Source organism: Celerinatantimonas marina (assembly GCF_046054165.1).
In the GTDB taxonomy this organism is placed as follows: domain Bacteria; phylum Pseudomonadota; class Gammaproteobacteria; order Enterobacterales; family Celerinatantimonadaceae; genus Celerinatantimonas.
The window spans coordinates 37587-63325 of sequence record NZ_JBFNXK010000014.1 but is presented as its reverse complement, the minus strand read 5'-3'; the positions used below and the strand labels follow the sequence as shown (position 1 = coordinate 63325).

Annotated in this window: 22 protein-coding genes; 5 read left to right on the top strand and 17 right to left on the bottom strand. The window is 45.4% G+C overall.

From position 1 onward, the window contains the following. Positions 1 to 147 precede the first annotated feature (147 nt). Entirely contained in the window at positions 148 to 1365 is a 1218-nt protein-coding gene (locus tag ABUE20_RS14745) for a pyridoxal phosphate-dependent aminotransferase (RefSeq protein WP_408620712.1), read from the top strand. A 10-nt stretch (positions 1366 to 1375) separates the two neighbouring features. Next, entirely contained in the window at positions 1376 to 1981 is a 606-nt protein-coding gene (yfbR, locus tag ABUE20_RS14740) for a 5'-deoxynucleotidase (protein WP_408620711.1), read from the top strand. Here the strand turns inward: yfbR and pseI are convergent. The 5 genes from pseI to ABUE20_RS14715 form a co-directional block, all read right to left on the bottom strand. Then, positions 1978 to 3018 (bottom strand): pseudaminic acid synthase, encoded by a 1041-nt coding sequence (pseI, locus tag ABUE20_RS14735; protein ID WP_408620710.1) that lies wholly within the window; start codon positions 3016 to 3018, stop codon positions 1978 to 1980. The genes yfbR and pseI overlap by 4 nt on opposite strands. An 81-nt stretch (positions 3019 to 3099) precedes the next feature. Then, positions 3100 to 4377: an NRAMP family divalent metal transporter gene (locus ABUE20_RS14730; RefSeq protein WP_408620709.1), complete on the bottom strand. Its 1278-nt coding sequence runs from the start codon at positions 4375 to 4377 to the stop codon at positions 3100 to 3102. A gap of 351 nt (positions 4378 to 4728) precedes the next feature. Continuing rightward, on the bottom strand, positions 4729 to 6090 hold the full coding sequence (locus ABUE20_RS14725) for a sigma-54-dependent transcriptional regulator (RefSeq protein WP_408620708.1): 1362 nt from the start codon (positions 6088 to 6090) through the stop codon (positions 4729 to 4731). Positions 6091 to 6094: 4 nt separating this feature from the next. Beyond that, positions 6095 to 7129, bottom strand: coding sequence for a sensor histidine kinase (locus ABUE20_RS14720; RefSeq protein WP_408620707.1), 1035 nt, complete (start codon positions 7127 to 7129; stop codon positions 6095 to 6097). Between the two features lie 121 nt (positions 7130 to 7250). After that, a complete protein-coding gene (locus tag ABUE20_RS14715; RefSeq protein WP_408620706.1) occupies positions 7251 to 8696 on the bottom strand; it encodes a sigma-54 dependent transcriptional regulator in 1446 nt (481 codons plus the stop codon). A 307-nt stretch (positions 8697 to 9003) separates the two neighbouring features. Between ABUE20_RS14715 and pseB the strand changes: the two genes are divergently transcribed. The 3 genes from pseB to ABUE20_RS14700 are packed head-to-tail and all read left to right on the top strand — an operon-like array spanning position 9004 to position 11605. Beyond that, positions 9004 to 9987 (top strand): UDP-N-acetylglucosamine 4,6-dehydratase (inverting), encoded by a 984-nt coding sequence (gene pseB / locus ABUE20_RS14710; RefSeq protein ID WP_408620705.1) that lies wholly within the window; start codon positions 9004 to 9006, stop codon positions 9985 to 9987. A gap of 2 nt (positions 9988 to 9989) precedes the next feature. Beyond that, on the top strand, positions 9990 to 11192 hold the full coding sequence (gene pseC, locus ABUE20_RS14705) for a UDP-4-amino-4,6-dideoxy-N-acetyl-beta-L-altrosamine transaminase (protein ID WP_408620704.1): 1203 nt from the start codon (positions 9990 to 9992) through the stop codon (positions 11190 to 11192). Between the two features lie 8 nt (positions 11193 to 11200). Continuing rightward, positions 11201 to 11605, top strand: a complete 405-nt coding sequence (locus tag ABUE20_RS14700) for a hypothetical protein (protein ID WP_408620703.1) — start codon at positions 11201 to 11203, stop codon at positions 11603 to 11605. On the opposite strand, the gene ABUE20_RS14695 is transcribed toward ABUE20_RS14700, so the two are convergent. The 12 genes from ABUE20_RS14695 to flgG form a co-directional block, all read right to left on the bottom strand. Continuing rightward, positions 11595 to 14432 carry a motility associated factor glycosyltransferase family protein gene (locus tag ABUE20_RS14695; protein ID WP_408620702.1) on the bottom strand — a complete coding sequence of 946 codons (2838 nt, stop codon included), beginning with the start codon at positions 14430 to 14432 and terminating at the stop codon, positions 11595 to 11597. The two genes, ABUE20_RS14700 and ABUE20_RS14695, sit on opposite strands and share 11 nt — an antisense overlap. 11 nt (positions 14433 to 14443) lie before the next feature. Continuing rightward, a complete protein-coding gene (locus ABUE20_RS14690) occupies positions 14444 to 14746 on the bottom strand; it encodes a hypothetical protein (RefSeq protein WP_408620701.1) in 303 nt (100 codons plus the stop codon). Further along, on the bottom strand, positions 14746 to 15168 hold the full coding sequence (fliS, locus tag ABUE20_RS14685; RefSeq protein ID WP_408620700.1) for a flagellar export chaperone FliS: 423 nt from the start codon (positions 15166 to 15168) through the stop codon (positions 14746 to 14748). Before fliS ends, ABUE20_RS14690 begins: the two co-directional genes overlap by 1 nt. Positions 15169 to 15189: 21 nt before the next feature. Next, on the bottom strand, positions 15190 to 16734 hold the full coding sequence (gene fliD / locus ABUE20_RS14680; RefSeq protein ID WP_408620699.1) for a flagellar filament capping protein FliD: 1545 nt from the start codon (positions 16732 to 16734) through the stop codon (positions 15190 to 15192). Between the two features lie 23 nt (positions 16735 to 16757). Continuing rightward, a complete protein-coding gene (locus ABUE20_RS14675) occupies positions 16758 to 17150 on the bottom strand; it encodes a flagellar protein FlaG (RefSeq protein WP_408620698.1) in 393 nt (130 codons plus the stop codon). Positions 17151 to 17205: 55 nt separating this feature from the next. Beyond that, positions 17206 to 18033 carry a flagellin N-terminal helical domain-containing protein gene (locus tag ABUE20_RS14670; protein WP_408620697.1) on the bottom strand — a complete coding sequence of 276 codons (828 nt, stop codon included), beginning with the start codon at positions 18031 to 18033 and terminating at the stop codon, positions 17206 to 17208. Positions 18034 to 18551: 518 nt separating this feature from the next. Further along, positions 18552 to 19382, bottom strand: coding sequence for a flagellin N-terminal helical domain-containing protein (locus ABUE20_RS14665; protein ID WP_408620696.1), 831 nt, complete (start codon positions 19380 to 19382; stop codon positions 18552 to 18554). Positions 19383 to 19586: 204 nt separating this feature from the next. Continuing rightward, the gene (flgL, locus tag ABUE20_RS14660; RefSeq protein WP_408620695.1) at positions 19587 to 20789 is read right to left on the bottom strand and encodes a flagellar hook-associated protein FlgL; all 1203 of its coding nucleotides are present in this window, start codon (positions 20787 to 20789) and stop codon (positions 19587 to 19589) included. 6 nt (positions 20790 to 20795) lie between these two features. Beyond that, entirely contained in the window at positions 20796 to 22757 is a 1962-nt protein-coding gene (gene flgK, locus ABUE20_RS14655; protein ID WP_408620694.1) for a flagellar hook-associated protein FlgK, read from the bottom strand. 17 nt (positions 22758 to 22774) lie between these two features. After that, positions 22775 to 23797 (bottom strand): flagellar assembly peptidoglycan hydrolase FlgJ, encoded by a 1023-nt coding sequence (gene flgJ, locus ABUE20_RS14650; RefSeq protein WP_408620693.1) that lies wholly within the window; start codon positions 23795 to 23797, stop codon positions 22775 to 22777. 12 nt (positions 23798 to 23809) lie between these two features. Then, the gene (locus ABUE20_RS14645) at positions 23810 to 24907 is read right to left on the bottom strand and encodes a flagellar basal body P-ring protein FlgI (protein WP_408620692.1); all 1098 of its coding nucleotides are present in this window, start codon (positions 24905 to 24907) and stop codon (positions 23810 to 23812) included. A gap of 32 nt (positions 24908 to 24939) precedes the next feature. Next, positions 24940 to 25728 (bottom strand): flagellar basal-body rod protein FlgG, encoded by a 789-nt coding sequence (gene flgG, locus ABUE20_RS14640; protein WP_408620691.1) that lies wholly within the window; start codon positions 25726 to 25728, stop codon positions 24940 to 24942. Positions 25729 to 25739: the final 11 nt, after the last annotated feature.

The window sequence follows — 25739 nt, the reverse complement described above, 5'->3', positions numbered from 1 at the left end:
CATATATTTATCTGAATTAGTTTAAAATAAAGTGAAAAAATCTAAGAGAATAGTATTTCATATCGAAAATAAACTGCCCTCTTGAAAGCCCTGCCAATTAGCGCCTTAATAGTGCTCTTTTTAGTTATCTTAACGTCTAACGCAATCATGCAGCCAATTGAAAAATCTTACAAACTCGACTCTGTCTGTTATGACATTCGAGGACCGGTCCTAGAACAAGCCAAACGTCTGGAAGACGAAGGCCAACGTATTCTTAAACTCAACATCGGTAATCCCGCGCCCTTTGGCTTTGAAGCCCCGGAAGAAATTTTAGTCGATGTGATCCGTAATCTACCAACCGCTCAAGGTTATAGTGATTCTAAAGGACTTTACTCGGCGCGCAAAGCGGTCATGCAACATTATCAGGCGATGGGTCTGCGTAGCGTCACAGTCGAAGATATCTATCTAGGGAATGGCGTCAGTGAAATGATCGTGATGTCCGTCCAGGCACTGCTCAATAACGGAGACGAAATGTTGGTTCCCGCTCCTGACTATCCTTTGTGGACAGCTGCGGTTACCCTTTCCGGAGGCAAGGCCATCCATTATGTCTGTGATGAACAATCGGACTGGTTTCCGGACATCAACGATATCAAAGCTAAAATCACCTCCCGAACCAAAGGGATTGTCGTCATCAACCCGAACAATCCGACCGGGGCCGTCTATCCTCGCGAACTGCTAACTCAAATCGTAGAACTGGCCCGCGAACATAACCTCGTGATTTTTGCCGATGAAATCTACTCCAAAATTATTTATGATGATGCCAAGCATGTCACCATGGCTACGTTATCAGATGATCTGTTAACGATTACCTTCAACGGGTTATCCAAAGCCTACCGGATCTGCGGATTCCGCTCGGGTTGGATGATGGTCAGTGGTGCCAAACATCTGGCTAAAGATTATATTGCCGGACTCGATATTCTCTCATCCATGCGGCTCTGTGCGAATGTGCCCGTTCAACATGCCATTCAAACAGCTTTAGGAGGATATCAAACCATTAACGATCTAGTCGCACCCGGTGGACGACTATATGAACAACGTGAACTCGCCTGGAGAATGCTCAATGACATTCCAGGGATCAGTTGTGTCAAACCACATGGAGCGATGTATTTATTCCCCAAATTAGATGCCAAAAGATTTAATATCCGGGATGACCAACAATTTGCTCTGGATTTGTTAATGAAGGAAAAAATTCTGATTGTTCAAGGAACCGGGTTTAACTGGCACAATCCGGATCACTTCCGGGTGGTCTTTTTGCCGTCCAAACAAGATCTTCGGGATGCCCTTGGCCGCTTAGGACATTTTTTGGAGACCTATCGACAAGTCTAAGGAATATTAAATGAGTTATAAGGCAACTCAACAAAGTCATTTTATCGCTCAGCTGGCCCGCATGAAGTTAATCGAACGATGGCCTTTAATGCGCAGTCAGCAGCGTGAAAACATTGCTGAACATTCGTTGATGGTTGCTATGATTGCTCACTTGCTGGTCGTCATTGAGAATCACTATTTTGATGGCCAGTTAGATCCCGGTCAGGCGGTCATGCAAGCCCTTTACCACGATAGTAGTGAAGTGCTCACCGGTGATCTTCCCACCCCGGTCAAATATGCCAATCACGAACTGCGGGATGCGTATCATGCCTTGGAAGCCCAAGCGGAACAGCGATTACTGTCACTGCTCCCAGCAGAACTTCAGCCCGATTATCAATCGTTACTGGTTCACCACAACACGTCCCATTATGCAACGATTGTCAAAGATGCCGATGTTCTTTCAGCTTACATCAAATGCAAAGAAGAGATGTCCAGTGGCAACTTGGAATTTGCTAGTGCAGAACGCAAACTGCAACAAACATTACAGGAACGTTCTCGTCCGGCCTTAGATTACTTTATCCATGTATTCGTCGATAGTACCAGCTTGACACTGGATGATTTAAGTCAATGGGATTAGGCAAACATCGACCACTGCAGTAATGCTCCCCGAGCAATACTCTGCAAAGCAGTTTTATTCAGAATCTGCGGCAAATGACGAGGAGCAATCCCCCCGCCTGGCCGCAAGCTTTTCACATTATCCGGGCTTAACTGTTCCCCTTCGGCAATATCTCTAATCGCATACAATGCTCGTTGCTCGCGGGTCTGTGCAGGGTAAATAACCTGACCAATTGCCTGCTCCGTTTGACGAATCGCTTCAACCATCTGCGTGAATTGCGCAGGATCCAGTGAAAATGCCTGATCCGCGGTGGGATCTGCTTTATCCAGCATAAAATGTTTTTCAACAAAACAAGCACCTAAGGCTACCGAAGCCACAGGAACCGCGATGCCCAATGTGTGATCCGATAACCCCACTGGCGCTTGAACCCACTGTTCAAGATGAGCGATTGTAGCCAAGTTCATGCGATCATAAGGGGCCGGATATTCACTGGTACATTTCAGCAAACATAAATTAGGATTCTGCTGCTGTTCCATCACCCGGATCGCACGTTGGATATCCGCCAGCGATGCTCCTCCGGTTGAAATAATCACCGGCTTACCCGTTGCGGCTACTTTTTCAATCAATGCCACATCGATCAATTCTGCGGAAGCAATTTTATAGGCCGGATAGTCGAGCTCTTCCAGCAGGGCTACGGCACTGGCATCAAATGGAGATGAAAATAACGTAATTCCACAACGTTGTGCTTCTTCCGCTAACGGCTGATGCCACGACCACGGCATCGCCACCTGCTGATAAAGCTCATAGAAACTTTGCCCACCCCATAATCCACCTTGGATCTGAAAATGGGGTAAATCACTGTCGAGTGTTAAGGTATCCGCTGTATAGGTCTGCAATTTTACCGCATCGGCTCCCGCTTCTTTCGCTGCGTGGATAATCTCTTTGGCTTTAGTCAGTGATCCCCCATGATTGGTCGACATCTCGGCCACGATATACACAGGATGACCTTTGCCAATCCATTTTCCATCCAACTCAAAAGCGTGGTTTAACGCAAACATATCCCTACCTTATGACCCACAACAGATTTATCACTCTATAAACGAAAACGTTTCATCCCAATTTATCGTCCGGGGAAGGATTTACATGAACCATTTCCATCCAATAAATACCACTAAAAAACCGAACAGGTAGATAAGTCCTATACGACTCAGCCATGATAAATAGCGATTGGGACGAACGCCTTGAGATTTTGGCATTGAGTGTACCAACCGATGATTCAACCAGGCAAACAACGGCGTGGTTATAAATGCCAGCGTCATCGCAAACCCCAGCATGGCCAGTAAAGCACTTTTAAAAAACAACGCTAGTACAAATCCAAGCAAGGTGACAAACAACACCCAATAACTAAAATGACGGGGGTTATCATTTTCAGTTTGCCGAAACAATAGTCGTGCCGATTCGTTTAACACCCTGGCATAACCATCCACAACGGTAATGACCGAACCAAAAATACACAAAAACGCGATCATAGCGATCAGATAACGAGCCCAATTGCCAATGGTCGAAGCATAAATACTGATCAACTGATGGGTAAAATTAACGCCTCCGGCGGCCAAACTATCAGCCCGGCCATTAAGAACCAACGCGCCCAGCGCCAAAAAAGCCACCGCTAAAACAGCGCTAATACAGTACCCCAGATTAAAATCAAACAGCGCACTGGATGTCGTCACCTCCTGCTGCTGACGCTGTCGCATCAACCAGAGTGATGTGATACAAGAAACTTCAATCGGTGCCGGCATCCAGCCCATTGTAATCACTAAAAAACCTACCGAAGCTAAATGCCAAGGTGATGGAGCACTATATCCGGCGGGAGCCATGCTGCCATTATGCCAGGCCATGCCTACCGCAATAATGGTAGCGATAGCCAACGTGACCACAATCACTTTAGAGATACGATTTAAAAATGAAAAATGCCCGGCCAAAATAATTAACAATGAAAGCACCACGATGATTAAACTAAGCATCGACAACGGGAGCTGAATCGGTAGAAAGTAACTGAGAAGGCTGGCTGAAAACATCACCAACGCCGCACAACTCACCACCGATGCAAATAGATTCAATAAAAAACTTAACGCCAGATAACGCCGCCCCATCAGCAAATAACCATGCAACAAACTTTGCCCGGTGGCCATCGGATAGGTAAAACCACTACGATAAAAAGGATATTTAAGCAGATTAACCAGAATAATTAGACCCACTAAATGCCAACCATACCGAGCACCTGCCTGAGTTGAAGCTACTAAATGACTACCTCCAATGGCGGCGGCAGCCATCAGCATCCCCGGACCTAAGACTTTAATTTTGGATAAAACAGATGAAATAATACCGGAGGGTTGCGAAGTCAGCATCTTCTCCATAAACACTCGTCCTTGAAATAGTGAATACCAAAAGCCCTGCCCTCGTTATAACACAGAGCCGTTTTTCATCGCTATGACCGTCCCAATACTTTAAAACAAACCACCGTAATTGCAGTGATGGGAGCATCTTTATCTAACGATTTCATTTGAATCAGCATAAAAAAAGCCAGTCAATCCTGGCTAAACTTAAATATCGGGCGAGCATACTTTATGATATTCCAACAGACGCAACGCCAGAACGAACTTACGGCATAATGAACCTCAACACGATCTGAGATCCATGCGGATGTTTATATTATGAAGACTATGTTCAGGGTCTGTGCCTGAAGGCTCAAACACAGATCCATTGATTTAAGCTGGAAGTTGAATACCTTCTTCACGCATGCGTGCTAATTTATAACGCAGGGTTCTCGGACTAATCCCTAATCGTTCAGCTACTTCTTTACGTTTACCGCGACAGTTTTTCAGCATCTCTAAAATAATCTGATTTTCCTGTTGTTTCAGCTCATTCCCTAATGCAGGTGCAGCTGCTTCAACTTCAAACTCATCCCCCCTTGGCATCACATAAGTTTCAGCGACGGGCTGCAAAATATCGCCCTCGATCAATAGATGAGCCGCATCCACTTGATCCGAAGCGAGAATAATCGCCCGCTGGATCACATTGTCTAACTCACGCACATTCCCCGGCCATCCATATCCCAGTAATTTTTGCTGTGCAGCCAAGGTAAACTGTAAATCGGCCCGACCCGCTGCAACACCGTGTTTTTGCAACAGATGGTAGGCTAAAGGTAGAATATCTCCCGGTCGCTGCGCCAATGGTTTCCAGGTCAGCGGAAACACGTTTAACCGGTAATATAAGTCCTCACGAAATTTCCCCTGCGCGACATACTCACGCAAGTTTCGGTTACTGGTAGCCAATACCCGAACATTTAACTGAATGACTTTTCGACTTCCCAGACGCTCCACTTCTCGCTCTTGTAATACGCGCAGCAGCTTCGCCTGTAACGCTAAGTCCATTTCACTGATTTCATCCAGTAAAATCGTACCATCTTGGGCCTGCTCAAATTTACCGGGACACCCCTGAACCGCACCGGTAAAGGCACCTTTTTCATATCCAAACAGCGTGGCTTCCAGCATATTTTCGGGGATCGCAGCACAGTTAATGGCAATAAAAGGCTGGGCACTCCGCTCGGAGTTATCATGAATATAACGCGCCAACACCTCTTTACCAGCCCCACTAGGTCCACAAATCATAACGGAAGCATCCGTCTTAGCCACTTTATCAGCTAACCCTAATAAAGCTTCGGTTGAAGGATCACCAAAAATAGGCTGACAAGTTTCAACCTTTTGCGCCGGGGCATAACGCCCGACCTGATTGAGCAGTACTTCCGGTGAAAATGGCTTGGCAATATAATCAATCGCCCCTTGGCGCATGGCTTCGACAGCTGCATCAATTCGAGCATAAGCTGTCATCAATAATACGGGGAGTTTCGGATATTTCACCTTAATACTCTGCAGCAGATCAAGACCACTGATCCCATCCATTTGCACATCACTTACCACCAGATCGATCGCCTGATCGCCCAGCAGTAATAATGCTTCTTCACCACTTTCGGCTTCAATGCATTCATAGCCGGCAATGAGCAGTGTATCGACCAGCGCCTCGCGCAGGCCTGAATCATCTTCGACAACTAAAATTCTTGATTGACTCATGAGCTTAGCCTCCTACGACTTGAGATTGAGCACAAACCTGATAAACCGGGAAATTCACAGTAAAACAACAGCCCTCTCCGGCACGTGATTCGACTGCAATCGTTCCTTTATGAGCTTGAACCACTGACTTCACAACGGATAAACCTAATCCGGTTCCATTCTGTTTGGTTGTGACAAACGGTTCGAAAAGTTGACTACGAACCTGTTCATCGAGTCCGGGTCCACTATCGACCACTGAAATTTGAACATGCTGGCCATCGGTTCGGGCATATAAGCCAATTAAACCGTCTTTATGACTCACATGAATGGCATTATCGATTAAATTCGATAGTGCAGAGACCAAGCTGTTCGAGTTCGCCATAATCAACACATCCGGATCGCAGTATTCCAGATCAATCCGCAATCGTTTCTGTTGCAGCTTCGCATCCATCGCCTGAGAAAGCTGAGTCATTAAGGTCACGACAGAAACCTGTTCCGCTAACGGTTGTTCACCATTACGCGCAAATAACAACATATCATTGACCTGATTTTCTAAATCGGCCAACCGAGCCATCATCTTGGTCTGAAAGTTTTTACGTGCGGTTTCCGGAAGGTGATTATTCGCTAAATTAGAACCATAAAGCATGGCCGCTGATAATGGCGTCCGAATTTGATGAGCCAACGAAGCCACCATCCGGCCTAATGCTGATAATTTTTCAAGACGGGATATATTCGCCTGAAGCTGGCGAGTAGCAGTGACATCAGTCAGCATAATCAACTGACTTTCAGAATCCAACAACGTGGCGAGCGTCAGTTGGATCCGGCGGCCATTATGTAGAGACAGTTCATGTCCATCATCAGCCTGCGGGACAAAGACCTGCAAGGCAATATTCGACCAACGCTGACCTTCCAATTCGCAATTGAATAGCGTTCGGGCAGCAGGATTCGCCTTGGCAATATAGCCATATTGATCTAATAAAATGAGTCCCGATGGCAGGACATCAAAAACTTGCGCCAGCTGCTGCTGTGAAAATGACTGCTGATGATTCGATACAGGCACGAGGACTGTCCTATGTCAAAAATATGTTCTTGAACAGGATAGAGTCAATTTCTGTGCCAATTTAATCGTAAAGTTTTTGACTAATCTAAAAAATCTTTATATTTCAATGAATAAAGTATAACTAATCCTTAGTTAACTGATACTTTTTCATTTTTTCAACCAAGGTTGTCCGTCGCATTTGCAATTGTTCTGCGGCTCTGGCAACGATGCCCTCTTGTTGCTCCAAGGCCTGTCTTATCAAATCAACTTCAATTTCACTGAGAAGTTCTTTTAGATTCAAACCATCTTCAGGTAAACGGGTTGAAAGTAAGCTAGCATCCACCACCTGTGGCTCATTTGCAGCAGGTGCCATCGGTTCTGGCTCATCGGCAAAAATCGCCATTAAAGCATCTCGTTCAGTCAGCTCATCCTGATATTCCGGGACAAAATCATCCCCTTCAATATGCTGATATTTAGGAGGCAAATCTCGAACATCCACGATCTTATTAGGATGCAAAATAATTAACCGTTCAACCAGATTCGATAATTCCCGGATATTCCCAGCCCAGGGATGTAACATAAGCGATTCAATACTACGCTGCGTAAACCGCACCACCGCACCATGCTGCTGCTCATGACGAGACACCAGCTCCTGAAGTAACAATGGAATATCGTCACTCCGTTCCCGAAGTGCCGGAACTTCAATTGGAAAAACATTGAGTCGGTAATAGAGATCTTCCCGGAATTGACCTTCCCCGATCATTGTTTCCAGATTGCGATGAGTCGCGGCAATAATTCGCACGTCGGCTTCCATGATTTTGCTGCCACCGACCCGTTCAAAAACACGTTCCTGCAAAACCCGCAGCAGTTTTACCTGCATCGGCATTGGCATATCACCGATTTCATCTAAAAAGAGCGTTCCACCACAGGCCAATTCAAAACGCCCTTTACGGCAGGTAAATGCACCGGTAAATGCGCCTTTTTCATGCCCAAACAATTCACTTTCCAAGAGTTCTGCAGGAATTGCGCCACAGTTAATCGGAACAAAAGGACCATCTTTACGGATCGACTGTTCATGAATGGTCCGGGCGACCACTTCTTTTCCCGTTCCTGATTCACCCAAAATCAACACATTCGCACGAGTCTGAGCCACCTGTTCGATCAGATGCCGAATCTCCTGCATCGCAATTCCTTTACCGACCAAATCACTGGTCACGGTTGGAATATGATCTGAAGATGTTGCCGGAAGTTGAGAGAGATAAGTTTGAGCTCGGTGGAGAACCCGAGTTAATTCGTCATAATTAAACGGTTCATGTAATTCCCCCAGAATATTGCTCTGCAACAATATTTCTTGATCAGAACCGATCACAATCAAAGGCATCCCTGGATAATTCCGGGATAATGCCTCAATATCACAAAATGCCGAATTAATCATCAAAACAGGATTTTCCGACTGGCTAATCACCGCAGGCAATGTATCAAACGAACATTGCTCTCCCTGTTCACCAATAAACCCTAAAATTGTCAGTAATGTATCGACGCGTTCACCTCGATCATCACACACTAAAATGGTCGTACTAAAATCCATTTTTAGCCCCTAGACACAGTATTAGTTATTAATTGCTAACCCGATAGCAGCTTGATTCTAGTTACCCGTCAAAATATAGCAAGATAAAAGCGTCAGATGTGCCAGAAAAGTGACACTTTGCTTTTTTTATAGGCAATAAAGAACTAAAACTAATCAAATCATATTTTAATTTAGTTATTGGCACATATAATGCCTTGTTATCATGACGGTACCCTTTGCCTATCATCTATCGAGCAATTTATCAAGGAATACGCTAAGATAGGACACAATCGCGGCAACAGGGCTCAATTAAGTTTAGGACAGCTACATGTTTAATGGAAAGCAGATCTTAATCACCGGGGGAACAGGTTCTTTTGGCAATAAGTTTGTCAAAAATTTGCTGCAAAACTATTCTCCCAAACGGGTGGTCATTTATTCACGGGATGAACTGAAACAATATGAAATGCAGCAAGTCTACAATCAGAGTTGTATGCGTTATTTCATCGGTGATGTACGGGACAAAGAACGGATCACGATGGCGATGCAAGGGATCGATTATGTCGTGCATGCCGCCGCGCTTAAGCAAGTTCCAGCAGCTGAATACAATCCCATGGAATGTATTAAAACCAATATTAACGGCGCTGAAAATATTATTCACGCAGCCGTTGCCAATAATGTGGACAAAGTAATCGCCCTTTCAACAGATAAAGCCGCTAACCCCATTAATCTCTATGGTGCAACCAAGCTAGCTAGCGATAAATTGTTCGTTGCAGCCAATAACATGGTCGGCAGTTGTAAAACCTGTTTTAGTGTCGTGCGTTATGGGAACGTCGTAGGTTCCCGGGGCTCCGTGGTCCCCTTTTTTAAAAAATTAATCGAGCGGGGTGAAACATCACTGCCGATCACCCATCCGGATATGACCCGCTTTTGGATTACTCTAGATCAAGGTGTTCAGTTCGTGATTCAAAACTTTCAACGGATGCATGGGGGTGAAATATTCATTCCTAAAATTCCATCGGTACGGATTATGGATTTGGCCCACGCATTGGCCCCTGATTTAGCCACTCACATTGTTGGTATTCGCCCAGGCGAAAAACTGCATGAAGTGATGGTCCCGGCAGATGACTCCTACCATACCTATGAATTTGACGATCATTTCGTGATTGCACCGAGTATTTCATTTAACAGTCGCCGTAATGATTTTCATATTAATGCTCTGCATCAGCAAGGCCAACAGGTTGAGATCGGATTTTCCTATAACTCTCTAGATAATCCAGTCTTTTTAACCCTTGAACAAATCCGTGATTATTAGTTATGACACATGCGCTGTATTATGGAAAACAGACGATTGAGCAGGCGGATATAGAAGCCGTCACGCGCGTATTACGCTCTGATTTTTTAACCCAAGGCCCTATTGTCAGCCAATTTGAAAATCAATTAGCTGAGACGTTAAATGTCGCTCATGTGATTGCCTGTAGTAATGGGACGGCAGCGCTACATCTGGCCTGTTTAGGACTGAACATCACCGCAGACGATGAAGTCTGGGTCTCTGCGGTCAGCTTTGTAGCGACCGCCAATTGTGCCCGCTACTGTGGTGCCCGAGTGCGTTTTATCGACATTGACCCTCTCACGGCTAATGTCAGTATTCAGGCCCTCTCGGATATGCTTCAACAAGCTCAGCAGCAGGGGAGCCGTCTTCCAAAAGCGGTGATCGTTGTACATCTGGGTGGCTCCAGTTGTGACATGCAGGCGATTCATCAGCTTTGTCATCCGCGTGGAATCGCCATTATTGAAGATGCCTGTCATGCGTTAGGCGGACACTATCAGCAACAACCTATTGGCAACTGCCACTATAGTGATTGTTGTGTATTCAGTTTTCATCCGGTCAAATCCATCACCACAGCCGAGGGGGGAGCCGTCAGTTGTCAGGATCCCCAATTCGCACAACGGATACGGTTACTAGCCAGCCACGGGATCACCAAAGACCCACAGCACTGGTGTGGCGATACCGCCGGAATATCCCCTGGGTATTCAGAACAACAATTACTAGGCTATAACTTCCGGTTGTCGGATCTTCAGGCCGCACTGGGAGTAGCCCAATTAACCCGATTAGAACCATGGATTGAACGTCGCCATCAAATTATCCATCGTTACCGACAGGCCTTTAATTCAATACTGGACATGCAACATATTTTACCGGATAGCTACAGTGCTTATCACTTGGCTATTATTCTGTGTCAGGATCAGCAACAGCGGGATCAGTTATATCAGTCACTCGCTCAGCAGCATATTTTTGCCCAATTGCACTATATGCCAATTTATCGACATCCGTATTATCAACAGCAATCTCCGGAAGATTTTGCGGCATATCCAGGTGCCGAAAGCTATTATCAACGCGCACTGTCGCTACCGATATATCCCCAATTAAGTGATATTGAACAACAACAGGTTATTGATGGTACACTAAGCAGCATAATCGCCTGTAGAAGGCCCAAATTCGCCACCAGCAACCGATAGAGGATACTATGGAATCTGTGAACATTACTGAACTCATGCAAGGATCAGCTAAAGATGCGATGGCGTTTGCTCAGGAACAGAATATCAATTTAGATCTCAGCCTGGACAGCGTTCCTCTTGTTCAGCAGTTACTTGAATTACTGCAAGAACAACCGATGGATGACAAAACCAACTTTACACTTTCTTATATGCTTGGGGCCTATCTGGGTGAACTATTTATTCGCCAATATGGCGGCCACTGGCTCTACGAAGCCGAACAGGGCAACGAACCGCCTCAGACCTTTGTTGTACATGAACCTTACAAATATGCGTTTCCCAGTTTGGTCTATCACTATCTGCAGGGGCGACAAGAACAACCTCTGACCCTTTATTTCGAACAGATAGCCCAGCAACATTCATCCTTTAAAAATTAAGACCGGGAGTCTGATCAAAAACACTCTCGGGAGACTGATAGTGTTTTTGAATCGCTTTAATATAATCGATCCAAATCGCCTGCCCTTGCTGATAACGTTGCATACAAAGCGGTTCATCATCACAGGAAAAAGCGAGCCTTGTCAGATAAGTCAGTGAAAAATTAATCGTGCCTCGCATCAGCACAAAAAACAGTGAACGCGTATTCTGAGCCGAAGCCGCCAGCAACGCCATTTGCTGATTCTGTAATCGCAATGCTTCACTCCAGTTTTGACAAGGTTGTTCGGCTAATTCTAATAATTTATCCAGAAACATCAGCATATGACCATCACCGAACCAATCGGCTAAATGCGCAGCTAACACGGAACTCTGATTATCATAGGCTTCTGACAATAACCATTTGCGAAAGGCCGACTTATCAATGGGATCATTCGTGATCAGCAGATAATCGAGCGGCAGCGGGATGGTCCCTTGAATAAAAGCACCGTGACTAGTGTTATAGCAATCGACCCCACGATATTCCGCCAAGGTTTTTTCAATAATCTCCGCCGAATAACGAAACTCGTATTTGGTAAACACATAATCATCAAAATTACCGGGGACCTGCAACCCAACACCGTGCTTGGTGTAATCATAGATTTCCTTTCCGTCTTGTTCCTTAAAATAAGCCGACTGCTGACTATGATGATAACGAGGATCGGTAAATCCTAAATCCACACCAAATAAATATAACTGTTTAAATCCCAAGGCTAAAACATAGGCCACGGCACAATTAGAAACCGTAGGGTAGGAATATAAAATATCCTGATAACGTCCAGCATCTGGATCCGCTAACAAAGCTGCTAATGTGGCTGCTTCACCGCGTTTAAAACAGAGAAACGTCTGCCGGAATAATGACGAAACATCGGGATGAACCCCATTAACAGTCAGTAAATCAATTTGTTTCAGCCACGCTTTATCCGGTACCTGACAAATCCAGTGATATGTAGAACGGGTCTGTTCGACCTCGGCATGAAAATCCGGCTTGATCCCATATTTATATAATGCTTTTAAACTAGTCCCACAGGAAATGATAATCGCCCGATCCTGATAGGCTTTCAGCACTTCAACCGATTGATCCAATGAAGGTCCATTCCCAACAATAAATACCGGAAGATCAGCCATCTGCTGCCGATAGACCGGCGATAATTGCTTGAGCAAATAGGGACAATTCTGTGTTAATGACTCCCGGGTATGCGTCCAGTTATAAAAGGCATGATCATAATACTCACTAATATTCAGCAACACCTTCATATGTTCACGGGTGTGACGAATATGCTGATCAAAATCGCGCTGATAATAACTAATGTAAAAAAAGGTATAGGAGAGGATATGCATCCCACTGTAATTCAGGCGGCTTAAAATATCATCCACCATATGCTCGCCATTATCCCCGATATTCAAGTATAAATTGCTCTGCAGCGAATCTAGCCGCTGTAAAACATCACACCAATTCATCGTAAATAAAGATGCATAAAAATAGTCGGCATTAGGCTCATACAGAATGAAATTATCAATCTCATAATGCATCACTAACTGTTCCAATTGATATCCCAAGCCACAACCGTACATTAAAAACGAAGGTAATTTATGCGGCAGGCTATGAAATCCATCTTCCGGCAGTTCCTGAACTAGAGTCTTCAGTTGATCGGAATAGCGATAATGCAAATAGGGACTGGCTTTACGAGCGCCGATCCGAGCATCCATTTTTTCCAGTTTAGGATGGGCTTGATAGTGCGCCAGATAATCAAGGCTTGCTTGCTGTCCATCATCCAGATATAGCGTTGTCCCCTGCTCTAAATCCAGTACATTCGGCTGTTGATGAGCATCTGCGAACAGGATCCAGCGCTGCGGCTGATATTGACGAAAGGAGGCTGCAATATCCGGCAAAAATTGTTCAAACGACTCGGCATTGCGTTTAAATAGCGACTGATCCGCCACCGAATGGGATGACTCTGACAAGTAATGAGCCAGTGAAAAACCGAACTCATAATGACGCATTTCCATCGATTCCGATACCGCTAGCTCATCCAAACGAGACCAGTGGATCCGTCCCAATGCCAAATCCAGTTCCAGCCGATTAAACAGAGGATATTGATAGTGACGATACAGATAAAAACCAACCACATCCTGCTGCGTCAACCATTGCGTCACCGAGTGAAGTAATTCATGTCCCTGTTGCTGCGTCTGAATTTCCAATGCAATATGATGAGAATTGCAATAATCTAAAAACGCAGCCCAATCCGCGGATAACAGAGAAACTTTAAGCAGATCAAATTCCGGTTCAACCAGTAATATCGAAGACCAACAGCCCGCTTTAACCAACTCCAATAAGTGCAGTCCCAGTCCACATCCTAAAATCACCAGCGATGCCGAACGCGTCGAATCAACCGCCTGATATCGCGCCTCAATCCCCGGATAAATTGTATTTAAAGAAGCGCCTGGACAAATCTGCGGTTCGATGACCGAATAAGTCTGCTGTTTATCAACATACAAAGCTGCCTGATAAAAATCGGCAAGTTGTTGCTGAACTTGCTGCAAAGGCGTAATACCGTAGAGCGCCCGAGCCCGCATCACATACATAATGTTAAGCTGCTGTTCACGAGTCACAAATGGGGAAAAACGAGTAGGCTGGTATTGCTCCAACTGTTGTCCGAGCTGCGGGAAATACTGCCCTAAAGCCAGAAGATTGGTTCTGTTATTTTGTAGCATAACAGGAGCTAGTTGAGTTTCATTCGCCTGCTGACGAACTTCATCATGACAAAGTTGGTAATCAATCGCATTCAGCATAAAAAATGATCTTAGCGTTGTGCATCATAAGTTTTTGCGAGCCGACGAGTCTGATGAATCGCATTCAACCCTTTTTCCGCATTCTGCTGAATATGCTGGATGGTTTCGACCAGTTGTCGAAGTTTATTTAACCGTTCCTGAAGGCAGACTTCTCCGACATCTAACTCGACCAGCCGAGTTAATACTTGCTGGTGTTCGACTAAGAAATGTTCGACCTGTTCAGGTAAAATATCACCTTCCAATGCCTGGGCCATCAGCTCTAAAATTTGATCAGACTGGGCAACCAGTCTGATTCGTTCACTCTCATTATCCATCAAGAGGCCGCACTATTCCGCATCCGATACGCCGCCTGTTTATCCGCCTCCGGGATCTGATCCCAGGCTGACTTAATCGGAAGCATAATTTCGATCACATCGGCAATAATTGCCGGATTATTGGTCAGTGAAGCTTCGGAAAGTTGCTCTAACATGAAGGTGTATAAACTATCTAAATTCTGGGTAATCTCCCCGCCGACCTCATGATCCAGAGTATTTCTGAGTGAAGAAATAATAGAAGTTGCTTTGGCAATAGGTTTTGCCTTATTCACCAGATCATGGCGCTCCATACACCCTTTGGCAATCGCCAAATTTTCTAGCACAGCCTGCATTAACAGCTGAGTAATCTTATGTGGATCAGCGGTTGCTATTTGATCTTTGATACCAACCTGCCGGTATTGATTGATCCCTTTTTTATACATAATCCTATCTCTCAACAGACATTAACTGAGATGGCTCTGAACATAATTCATCTGTTCATTTAACCCGCCCATCATTTGGTCGAATGATGCAAAGCGAGAACGCAATGTTTTCTCGTACTGATCCATTCGATCATTGAGTGCAGCTTCATCATTTCGGTTATCCGTTAACTGAGCCTGAACATTCCGCTGACGATGATCCAAAATACCGCCAGTCTGTTCATAACTCTTCACAAAATGAGAAAACCGATCAGCCACACCCCCTTCTGATGCAAAAAACTGGCCAACACTATTTAAATTATTATTCAGCTCTCGTCTCAATACCTGATCATCAACCGACAATTTGCCATCTCGATCCATTGAGATCCCAACGCCATATAACGTTCGGGTACGATCAGGATTATCCGTATTTGTAAACCCACCACTGGCTAACCGCCCCATCGCAAAGCGCATGGTCCGCAGCATCCCGTCACCGCTTAACGGTTTTCGGTTACTATTATCGTCACCCCGTTGGACCGGATCGGATTTACTATATTGATCAACCTGAGTGATCACTTTATTGTACGCATCCACAAATTGATGCACATTTTTTACAGCCCCCTCCACATCGGGTTGGATCTGTAAATGAGCCGGTTCAGTCGTCAAATGATTGGCAGTTAAACTAATCCCTGAAATCACATTATTAAATTGATTGGTATCACTGGTCGCACTCAGGCCATTAATCTCAATCGCAGCACCAGATGAACTCCGCGTGGTATCCAAATTAGAGACAAAATCCACCAATTCACTATTATCGAGGAAAACAGGTTGCTGAGTGGTAGGATCGATGACCTGCTGTCTTTCAGTAGTAACCACCAGATCATTAGGATTACCGTTATCGGGGTTATTATCATCGTCAACACCTGATTTAGAGCTATCTAATACCAGATGCGTCCCTTCCTGCGAATTAATTAAATTAGCCGTCACGCCAAAATTACCCGATGCCGAATTAATTGAGCGGCGTAATTGCTCAAGGGTCATCCCAGCATTAACATCCACACTAAACGACTGTTCTTTATCACCTTCACCGGCCCGAAACGTTAATTTGCCATCTTGATGGCTGATCACTTGATCAGATGAATCATAAAGTTCTTGGGATGTCAGTCGGGAACCCGATGCCAACTGCCGGATCTGCACATCATAAATCCCGTTGACGGCCCGATTGGACAATGAAACGGCGAAAGGCTGATCGCCACTGGCAGCGGTATTATTTGATGAGGTAGAAGAATCCGATGAATTATTATCATTACGGCTATCAGAATCCGTTGATGAGCTGCCACTAATGACCTGACCATTTAACAGGGCTTGTCTTGGCAAAAACTGTTGCTCATTACCGGCTTTATCAAGCTGAGTTTGAAAGTCACTTAACGCAGACCTTATACTGCCAACAGCAGACAAGGTCACGTTAAGTGTATTCTGTCGTTGATTGATCCGAGTCTCTTGAGGCTGACGCTCAGCAGAAATATAAGCCCTCATGAGTGATTCAAGATCAAGTCCACTACCGACACCTGCCGCAGTCATTCCGGGCATTTACATTCTCCTAATCGTTTCGCCTAAACGAGCTGATCAACTAATAGCCCCGCCTGATCAGTCGCATCCTGATACTCTTTAAGTCTAGCGGATATCTCCCGAAGTTCCTGAGATGGAATTTCACGAATGAGTTCATTAGTACTCGAATTATAAATCGAAGTCACCATTTCCCCATCTGATTTATCCACTTTAAACCGAACCGCTGTCGGCTGAGCTTCAAGGATTTGATTAGCAGCAGCAACTATATGACCAACATCCTCGTCAGACAGCTGAGGTTGCGTTGATTGCTGATCAACTGCCTGCAAGTTTCGCGCCTCATTTGTTGCATTGGCGGCGCGATTCTTGCTATCGCCTGCCGTCTGATGAGAAACCGATGCCATGCCATTTGTTATGACTGAATCAATATCATTTGACATATTTCAGCCTCCCAATCAGTCCCCGGGAGTCATGGACTCACCGGAGTCATGCCCATTAAATCAGGGCAAGTGCAGCTTGTGGTCGCTGATTCGCCTGACCCAGAATTGAGGTACTGGTCTGCTGCAAAATCCGAGCTTTTGTCAAATGCGCAGTTTCTTTAGCAAAGTCAGTATCCCGGATCCGCGAACGAGCTGATGTCACATTTTGTGAAACGTTGGATAAGTTTCGAATTGTGGAATCAAACCGGTTCTGAATCGCACCTAATTTTGCCCGTTGGCTATCCACGGTTTTAATGGCTGTATCCAGAGAACCAATCGCGGCACTTGCATCGGCAACAGAACCGACCGTCAAACCACCAAGACCTAATCCCTGCGCACCCCAACCATTCGTACGACTAATATTGACACTGATGTTTTGGTTTGCACCCGCATTCGCACCAACTAAGAATTTGGCGGAGAAATTACCATCCAGCAAATTCACACCACCAAACTGAGTGGTCTGGGCGACACGGCTCATTTCTGATTTCAGAGATGAGACTTCAGCCTGCAAAGCCGCACGGTCATCCGAGTTGTTGACACCATCCTGAGATTGAACGGCCAATGAGCGCATCCGCTGCATCATGGTTGTCAATTCATCCATTGCACCTTCAGCGGTTTGAGCCACTGAAATGCCATCCTGACCATTCATTGTTGCACGATCGAGGCCCTGGATCTGAGAGGTCATTCGGTTTGAGATCTGCAGACCTGCTGCATCATCTTTAGCCGAGTTAATCCGGAAACCAGAGCTTAATCTTTGGTATGCCGTGTCGAGTGAATTACCAGAACTATAAAGTTGTCTCTGAGCATTCAATGACGACACATTCGTATTGACAACTACTGCCATAATTTGAGCCTCCTAAGAAATAAACTAACCCGATTGAACCGGTCGGATTAGCCCTAAAACCAGGATGGTTGTTGAACCTCTTAGCGCCTGAACCTGGCAACCAAGACAACCTTATCCTTGAGTGAAGTCTTAATCTTCAATCTCTATAACGGCCCTAAAACGGCAACCTTTAGGATTATTTATTAAAAATTCGGAAATTTATTGCCGCTCACTGCCATCACAACAGTCTAACGAAATATCACGAGGAAAGAAAAGAGGGACTAAAACCACTTAATCATGGTGATCCAGTGCGTCAAAAAAATATTACTTACATGTGGCATATATCATGCAAATAAATCAGCGAGCAGTTTGAACCACTGCAAAAAAGGCCAGGGAAACCTGGCCAATCGCTCAATATGATAGGAGATTGAGAGCGAACCTTTGCGCTTTGTCTTATTCTAGGAAATGAGCCTCCTAAGAGTCTTTCAGCGCGAAACCTCCCAAGGACGGTGGACTGAACCCCCACCGTCCTTTTCTTATTATCCGAGCAGTGATAACGCGGCTTGCGGCCGTTGGTTAGCCTGCGCCAAAATTGTGGTCGCAGTCTGCTGAATAATACGATTCTTGGTTAAGGTAGCTGTTTCTTTTGCATAATCAGTATCCTTAATACGTGAACGAGCTTCTGTCACGTTATTCGAAATATTAGTCAGGTTTCGAATGGTTGACTGGAATCGGTTTTGAACCGCCCCCATTTTAGCCCGCTGTGAATCTACTTTTTTAATCGCATCATCAACCTGGTTGATAGCTGCTGAAGCTAAAGGCACGGAGAGCACGCTTAAAGCGTTTAAGTTCAAGCCACTAGTTCCCCATCCACCGGCATTTTCGATGTTGACGCTAATGTTCTGCTGTTCACCTGCGTTTGCACCGACCAGGAATTTAGCTGAAAATGTTCCATCCAGAATATTGACCCCACCAAACTGGGTGGTCTGGGCGACACGGCTCATTTCAGTTTTAAGCTGAGAAACTTCCGCCTGCAATGCATTGCGGTCATCAGCATTATTCACACCATCCTGAGACTGAATCGCTAAGGTACGAATCCGTTGCAGTGATGTGGTAATTTCATCCATTGCCCCTTCAGCCGTCTGGGAAATCGAAATCCCATCCTGAGCATTCAGAGTAGCCCGGTCCAACCCCTGAATTTGAGATGTCATTCGGTTTGAAATCTGCAGACCTGCTGCATCATCTTTTGCCGAATTAATTCGAAACCCAGAAGAAAGGCGTTGGAACGACGTATTCAACGCATTACTAGATTGGCTAAGCTGCCGCTGGGCATTTAACGACGATACGTTTGTATTGACATAAAGTGCCATAATGAATATCTCCTATCTACAATCTGACGCTATATTCGGTTTTTATTTGGACAGCTTATTATCTGCTGACTTACCTTATTTAGCGGCCGTTGTTCCAAATCCTTTAGACTTTTTTATATCTCTTAAAGAACCGGACAATAAAAAAAAGCATCTCACATGAGATACTTTATTTATCGAACCAAGACAGGAAAACTTTAGGCTTTTTTAAATATAATTAAATAAAGTCATTTTACTAATTTTGCTATAGGCAGAATAAGAGGTATTCAGCGCTAGTTCAGCCTTAGAAAGCTGCGTAACCGCTTGCGAAAAATCAACTTCTCCGACCGAGGCTCTCGCCTTTTTATTCAAAACATCAATGCTAGATGAGGCTTCACGCAACGAATCTAATCCATTTCCACGCGCCCCTAAAGACCCCATCGTCAAGTTTAATTTATCCGTCGCATGATCGATCCCAACTAGAAAATCTTCCTGCGCTTTATCAAAATCTTTACCAATCACATTCGGATCATTGAGCTTATTAATAAACTCACCCAGAATATTTAATATATTATCCTTGCGAGGTTTCTCTAATGTAAATGTTTCCGTCGTCCCCGGAGCTGAATCTAGTTTAATTTTAAGACCTTTGAATTCAAATGGCTCACTTTGCTGATATTGACCGCTTGCTAATTGTTCTCCAGCATTATTAAAAATGGTATATTGAGGGGGTTCAGAAGCAGTTGTCGTAATCGTATAATTATTATTACTAGTATTTACATCATCATAATTATTTTGAAAGAAGGTATCAAAAGTTCGCTGCTCTTTAACAGCGACATAAATACCCGAAGAATTACCATTAGCTTTACGCCGCAATTCAACATCTTCAAATGCATCTTTTCCAGTCGTATTATTTTGAATATAGACTGAAGAGCTGACTTTCAGTTTCGTCTTGCCGTTATCCCCTACATAGTGATATTGATTTCCATCAAAGACATAAGGTTGGATCTGAGTTTGAAAGCCCGCAAAAATATAATTGCCGTTGGCATCGCGGGTATTGACCAAGTCGGCCATCTGACTGCGTACTTGGCTCAGTTCTTTTGCCATCGACTGCCGCTCACTCATCCCATTAAGGCCATCTCCCGCCTGAACCCCAAGCACCCGAGCGCGCAGCGCACTCCCATGCATACTATTGAGGATACTTTCCTGATAGCTTAGAGCGTTTTCCAGAGAAACCCCATTTTTCTGGTACTGAGCATTCTGATCAATATCTGTATCGTAGGACATTTTTTTCGACATATCCGACGGACCATCCCCCGCCACCAGCAGTCGTTTATTGGTCACTAACCGGTGATTGGACTCTTCCACCTTCTGTTGGGCATTTAATATCCCATTCATCGAGGTATTATATAAATTTGCTGTTGCAACCCGCATCTTAGATTACCTCACTGCATTCAAAAGCGTTTCGAAGGTTCGCTGGGCCGTTCCTATCACCTGTGCTGAAGCGGCATAGGCCTGCTGGAAACGGATCATGTTGGAGGCTTCTTCGTCCATATTGACCCCCGAAACGGAGTTCTGCCAATCTTCACTCTGCGTTAATAACGATTTAGCCGCATCCAAATCCAAGTGACTTTCCGCCGCGGTTCCGCCCACAAAACTGACCAAGTTGTTATAGGCATCGTTAAACGTCATTTTATCGTCACCACCGGCGGTCGTTAATCCTTTACGAACAAGTGACTTTTGCTGTAAATCAGCTAGTTGCAGACCATTAAAGTTATCTGCATAGCCATCGGTGTTATAGCTAATCGTAAACACATCCCCAGGTTTCGGTTGCCCCTCAATCGAGACATCGTACCCGGGAGACAAGTTCGCTCGGCTTAAAATATTTCGACCATCATCGGTTGCAGCCAACTGACCGACCCGATGGCCATCTTCATCATAAATGTCATAGCCACCATCCGCAGTGACCTCAATTCGCTGCGGAGAATGGATCATCAATCCACCGGGTTGCGTGAATCCAGATGTAGCGGGATCGGTATCCGTCACGGAAGATAAAACAATCTTCGCATTACTGGTGTTATCCAACTGTGAATCGACTCGAACCGGTGCGGCTAATGCCAGTTTTTCCGGCTGAGTCATGGTCAGTGAAACCTGCTCAGCCGCATCTTTAGTCGGCCGTAATAAAAATTTATCGCCACTCGAAAAACTACCGGAAGAAAAATCTAAACTCATCCCATCAATCTGATAATCATTGGATGTGGTTCCCGCTATCGCTTCACCAACCGACTGTTCTCCGTCATAGCGCTGGATGGTAAAACTGTTTCCTCCGGTAAAACGGATGTGGTAATCATAAGGCGTAAGCTCCTGAGCTTCACCTTGACGAACCGTTGCAAACACCTCTCCAGAGCCCTGATTTTCCTTAAAATCCATCGCCCGAACCCGCGGAAGCGAAAAAATATCCCCCCCTAGTTTTCCCTCCAGATCCATCCCGAGATGGTTCTGACGGTTAAAGGCATCGGCCATCGACAATGCAACCTGACCTAATTTATTTTTACTAGGCTCAAAAATCTGTTCCCGATAATTAAGAATCCCATCAATCGACCCCCCAATTTTTCCAGGATCCAAACGGGCTTCTGTGGTATGCCAATCCAGATACACATCAAATTTCATAGGATCAGGATTCCCTGGACGCAGATCTAAAGAGGCACTACTTTTTTCAGTCACCAGAGCATGGCCATTACCCATAAACACCAATCGAGCCCCACTGGGCTGCTCAATCGAGTTAATTTTGATTAATTTTGATAACTGATGAATAGCTTCATCGCGTTTATCTTTGAGGGTATCTAGTCCCCCTTTATCCGGTGCTTCATTGAAACTCATGATCTGTTCATTCATCTTCCGAATCCCAACAATCAATTTATTCGCGGAAGAAACTTTCTCTTTTAAATCACCATTAATATTTTTCTGTTGATGCTCGAACTGCGAGGAAAGCAGACGGAAACGCCGGGTCAGTGCTTGAAATCGATCGAGAGTCAAAGCTCGGGTAGAAGTCGACATCGGCGTGTCGTTCATGGCATGAATATTTTCGAATGTTTTATCAATGCTCGGGCCTAGTGATAACGAATCGTCACTTAAAAAACGATCGATTTCGTCGACCGAATTAACATAAGACTGTTGCTGATCATGTTCCGAAGTATTTCGCCAGACAGCGGCTTGTGCAAACTGATCGATCACCCGTTCAGTCCGTCCACGACCGACCCCCCCAGTCACTTCGGGTTGATATTCGGTCCGCTGCATTGAATAGCCTTTAGAATTGACGTTGGAGACGTTATTCCCGGTGGTGACCAATAAACGCTGATGCGCCATGACGCCAGAGCCACCGACATTTAATAAATCTTGCATAATTCATTACTCCATCATCAATCTTGATATTCAGCCATTACCCCGCTATTTAAGATGCGTTTGATCTTAGTGGCGTAATTCGGGTCCGTCGCATAACCGGCCTGCTGAAGTTGGTCGGCAAATGCATGAGGATTCGAGCCTGACTGCAACGCTTTTTGATAACGCGGGGTTTGCATCAGGGCCACATAATCTTTCAGGCTGTCTTCATATGACGCATAGGCCTTAAATTTTTCCCGTTTAGGTTTGGCGACCCCATCTTCAAATTCCAAGGTCTGTACCTGTGTGGTAGCACCATCCCAATTTCGGTTTGCTTTGATCCCGAACAGATTATGACTGCTTTGTTCCGGACCTTGATCCATCACCCGCTGACCCCATCCGGTTTCCAGAGCCGCTTGGGCGACAACGGCCAAGGGTGAAATTCCCGCTGGAGCCGCAATTTTTTGAGCCAGCGGCATCAGTTGTTTCACAAATTCTTGATCAGAGGCAAACTGCTGCCGTTTACTTGCCGTAGCCGTTGCTGCTGAAGCTTGAGCGACCGGCGATTCACCATAAAAACGACGAATCTGAAAATCTGTTATCGGTGAATGAGCAATATTCTTGCCATTTTCTTTAGAAATCGTAGAGTCAGCCGATAAAGTGGAATTAGGCATTTTAAAATGCTCGGCTCGATTCCCGCCGCGCAGCTGACTGGCTGGGGTAATATGGGCACTGTCCGGATCCAACTGTTGAACCATTAAATCCGCCAACCCCAGAGAACCATTTTTCGATAAATTCAGCGCTAACTGTTTGTCATACATCTGCTGATAATTTTTGACATAACGGTTATTCATGGGAGAATCACTGCTTTCAAAAGCCGTATTTGACTGACGCATCTCTTTGAGCAACATCTGCATAAAAATTGCTTCAAACTGATGGGCCACCTGACTCAAAGCTTTGTGGGGATCTTTCTGTGCCTGACGGCGCAGTTCATCCAGCTGATTCAGATCACTGTATGTTTCCGGAACCTGTGATGTCCCGATGGATTGCATTTTTAAATCCATGACATCCCCACTTTAAATAACGATTAAATCACCCTGAATCGCCCCGGCTTGTTTCAGAGCTTCCAGGATCGAGACTAAATCTCCCGGTGCGACACCGACCCGATTAACCGCCTGCACGAGGTCATCCAAAGAGGCTCCAGCATCAAACTTGAACATCCGACCATCCCCCTTATCGACCTGAATATTCGAATTTGGCGTCACGGTCGTATTTCCCTGTCCCAAGGCATTAGGCTGTGAAACCTGTGGATTTTCAGATATTTTAACCGTCAATCCCCCATGCGTAATCGCTGCAGGCAACAACCGCACATCTTTACCGATTACAATCGTTCCAGTCCGAGAATTCACAATAATTTTGGCCGATTCCGAAGCCGGATTAAATTCAATATTCTCCAGCGTGGCTAGATAATTTACCCGCTGCCCGGGATTTCGGGGCGCATAAACTCTCACGGATGAAGCATCTAAGGGCTCAGCAGTCCTCGGCCCCACCATGGCATTAATCGCATCGGCCAATCGTTTCGCTGATGTAAAATCCGGCTGTTTTAGGTTAAAGGTAATAAAATCACCCTGATCGAAAGGCGAACGAATAGACTGTTCCACAATCGCGCCATTCGGGATCCGTCCGACAGTCGGCGTATTAGCGATAATTTTTGAGCCATCGGCCCCTTCAGCACCAAATCCACCCACAACCAAACTTCCCTGAGCTAACGCATACACCTTTCCATCAGCCCCTTTCAAAAAAGTCTGGAGCAAGCTTCCACCACGTAAACTTTTTGCCTGACCAATAGCAGACACCGTGATATCTAGTCGCTGGCCCGGCTTAGCAAATGCAGGAAGTGTTGCCTGAACCGCTACGGCTGCCGTATTTCGGATCCGTAACCGTGAACCTGAAGGAACCTGGATCCCAAAATTACGCAACATACTTTCAAATGATTGATCGACGAAGTCATTGCCGGATTCACCGGTCCCGGCTAACCCCACAACGAGCCCATAACCGATGAGTTGGTTATCTCGAACCCCAGCGACATCAGCGACATCTTTAATTCGGGTGGCCTGACAACTTAGTGTCAGAAACCACACGCCTAACCACAACCATTTGAATTGCTTATTCATGCTTTAACCTCACCACTCATGCTACTTCAAAACTACAATTGTTGAGTCGCAAAATTGAGCATCTGATCCACACTGGAAATGACTTTAGAATTCATTTCATAGACGCGCTGTGCTTCGATCAAATCCACCAGTTCTTCTGTCACATTCACATTAGATGTTTCCAAGGCGCCTTGCTGGATCGACCCCAATCCATCTTCCGTGGCAACCCCTTCCTGAGCGGCACCACTAGCAGCCGTTTCAACGAACAGGTTCTGCCCCCGAGGTTCCAGACCTGCCGGATTGACGAAATCAGCGACGGTAATTTGTCCAACGACCTGCGGCTGAGCCTGACCGGGAACAACTACACTGACCTGACCATCTTCAGACACCGTCATACTTTGCGCATTCTGAGGGATCTGAATAGCAGGTTGTACCGGATAACCCGCCCCCGGAGTTACTAAAGTACCATCCTGATTCAATGAAAACTGACCATTACGGGTATAAGCCATGGTGCCATCCGGCATCTGAACCTCAAAAAAACCCTTCCCGTTGATCATCAAATCAAACGAATTATTGGTGGTTTTGACATTCCCCTGAGAGAAATTTTTCTGCGTCGCAACCACTTTTGCCCCAGCCCCCAGCATCAAACCGGTTGGGGTCAACGTATTTTGTGAAGAGCGGCCACCGGGCTGATTGACAGTTTGATAGAGCAAATCTTCAAACACCCCCCGACCTTTTTTATAGCCGACGGTACTCGCGTTCGCCAAGTTGTTCGAGATGACCGAGACATTGGTTTGCTGAGCATCAAGCCCAGTTTTACTAATCCATAATGCGGGGTTCATGAGTTACCTCC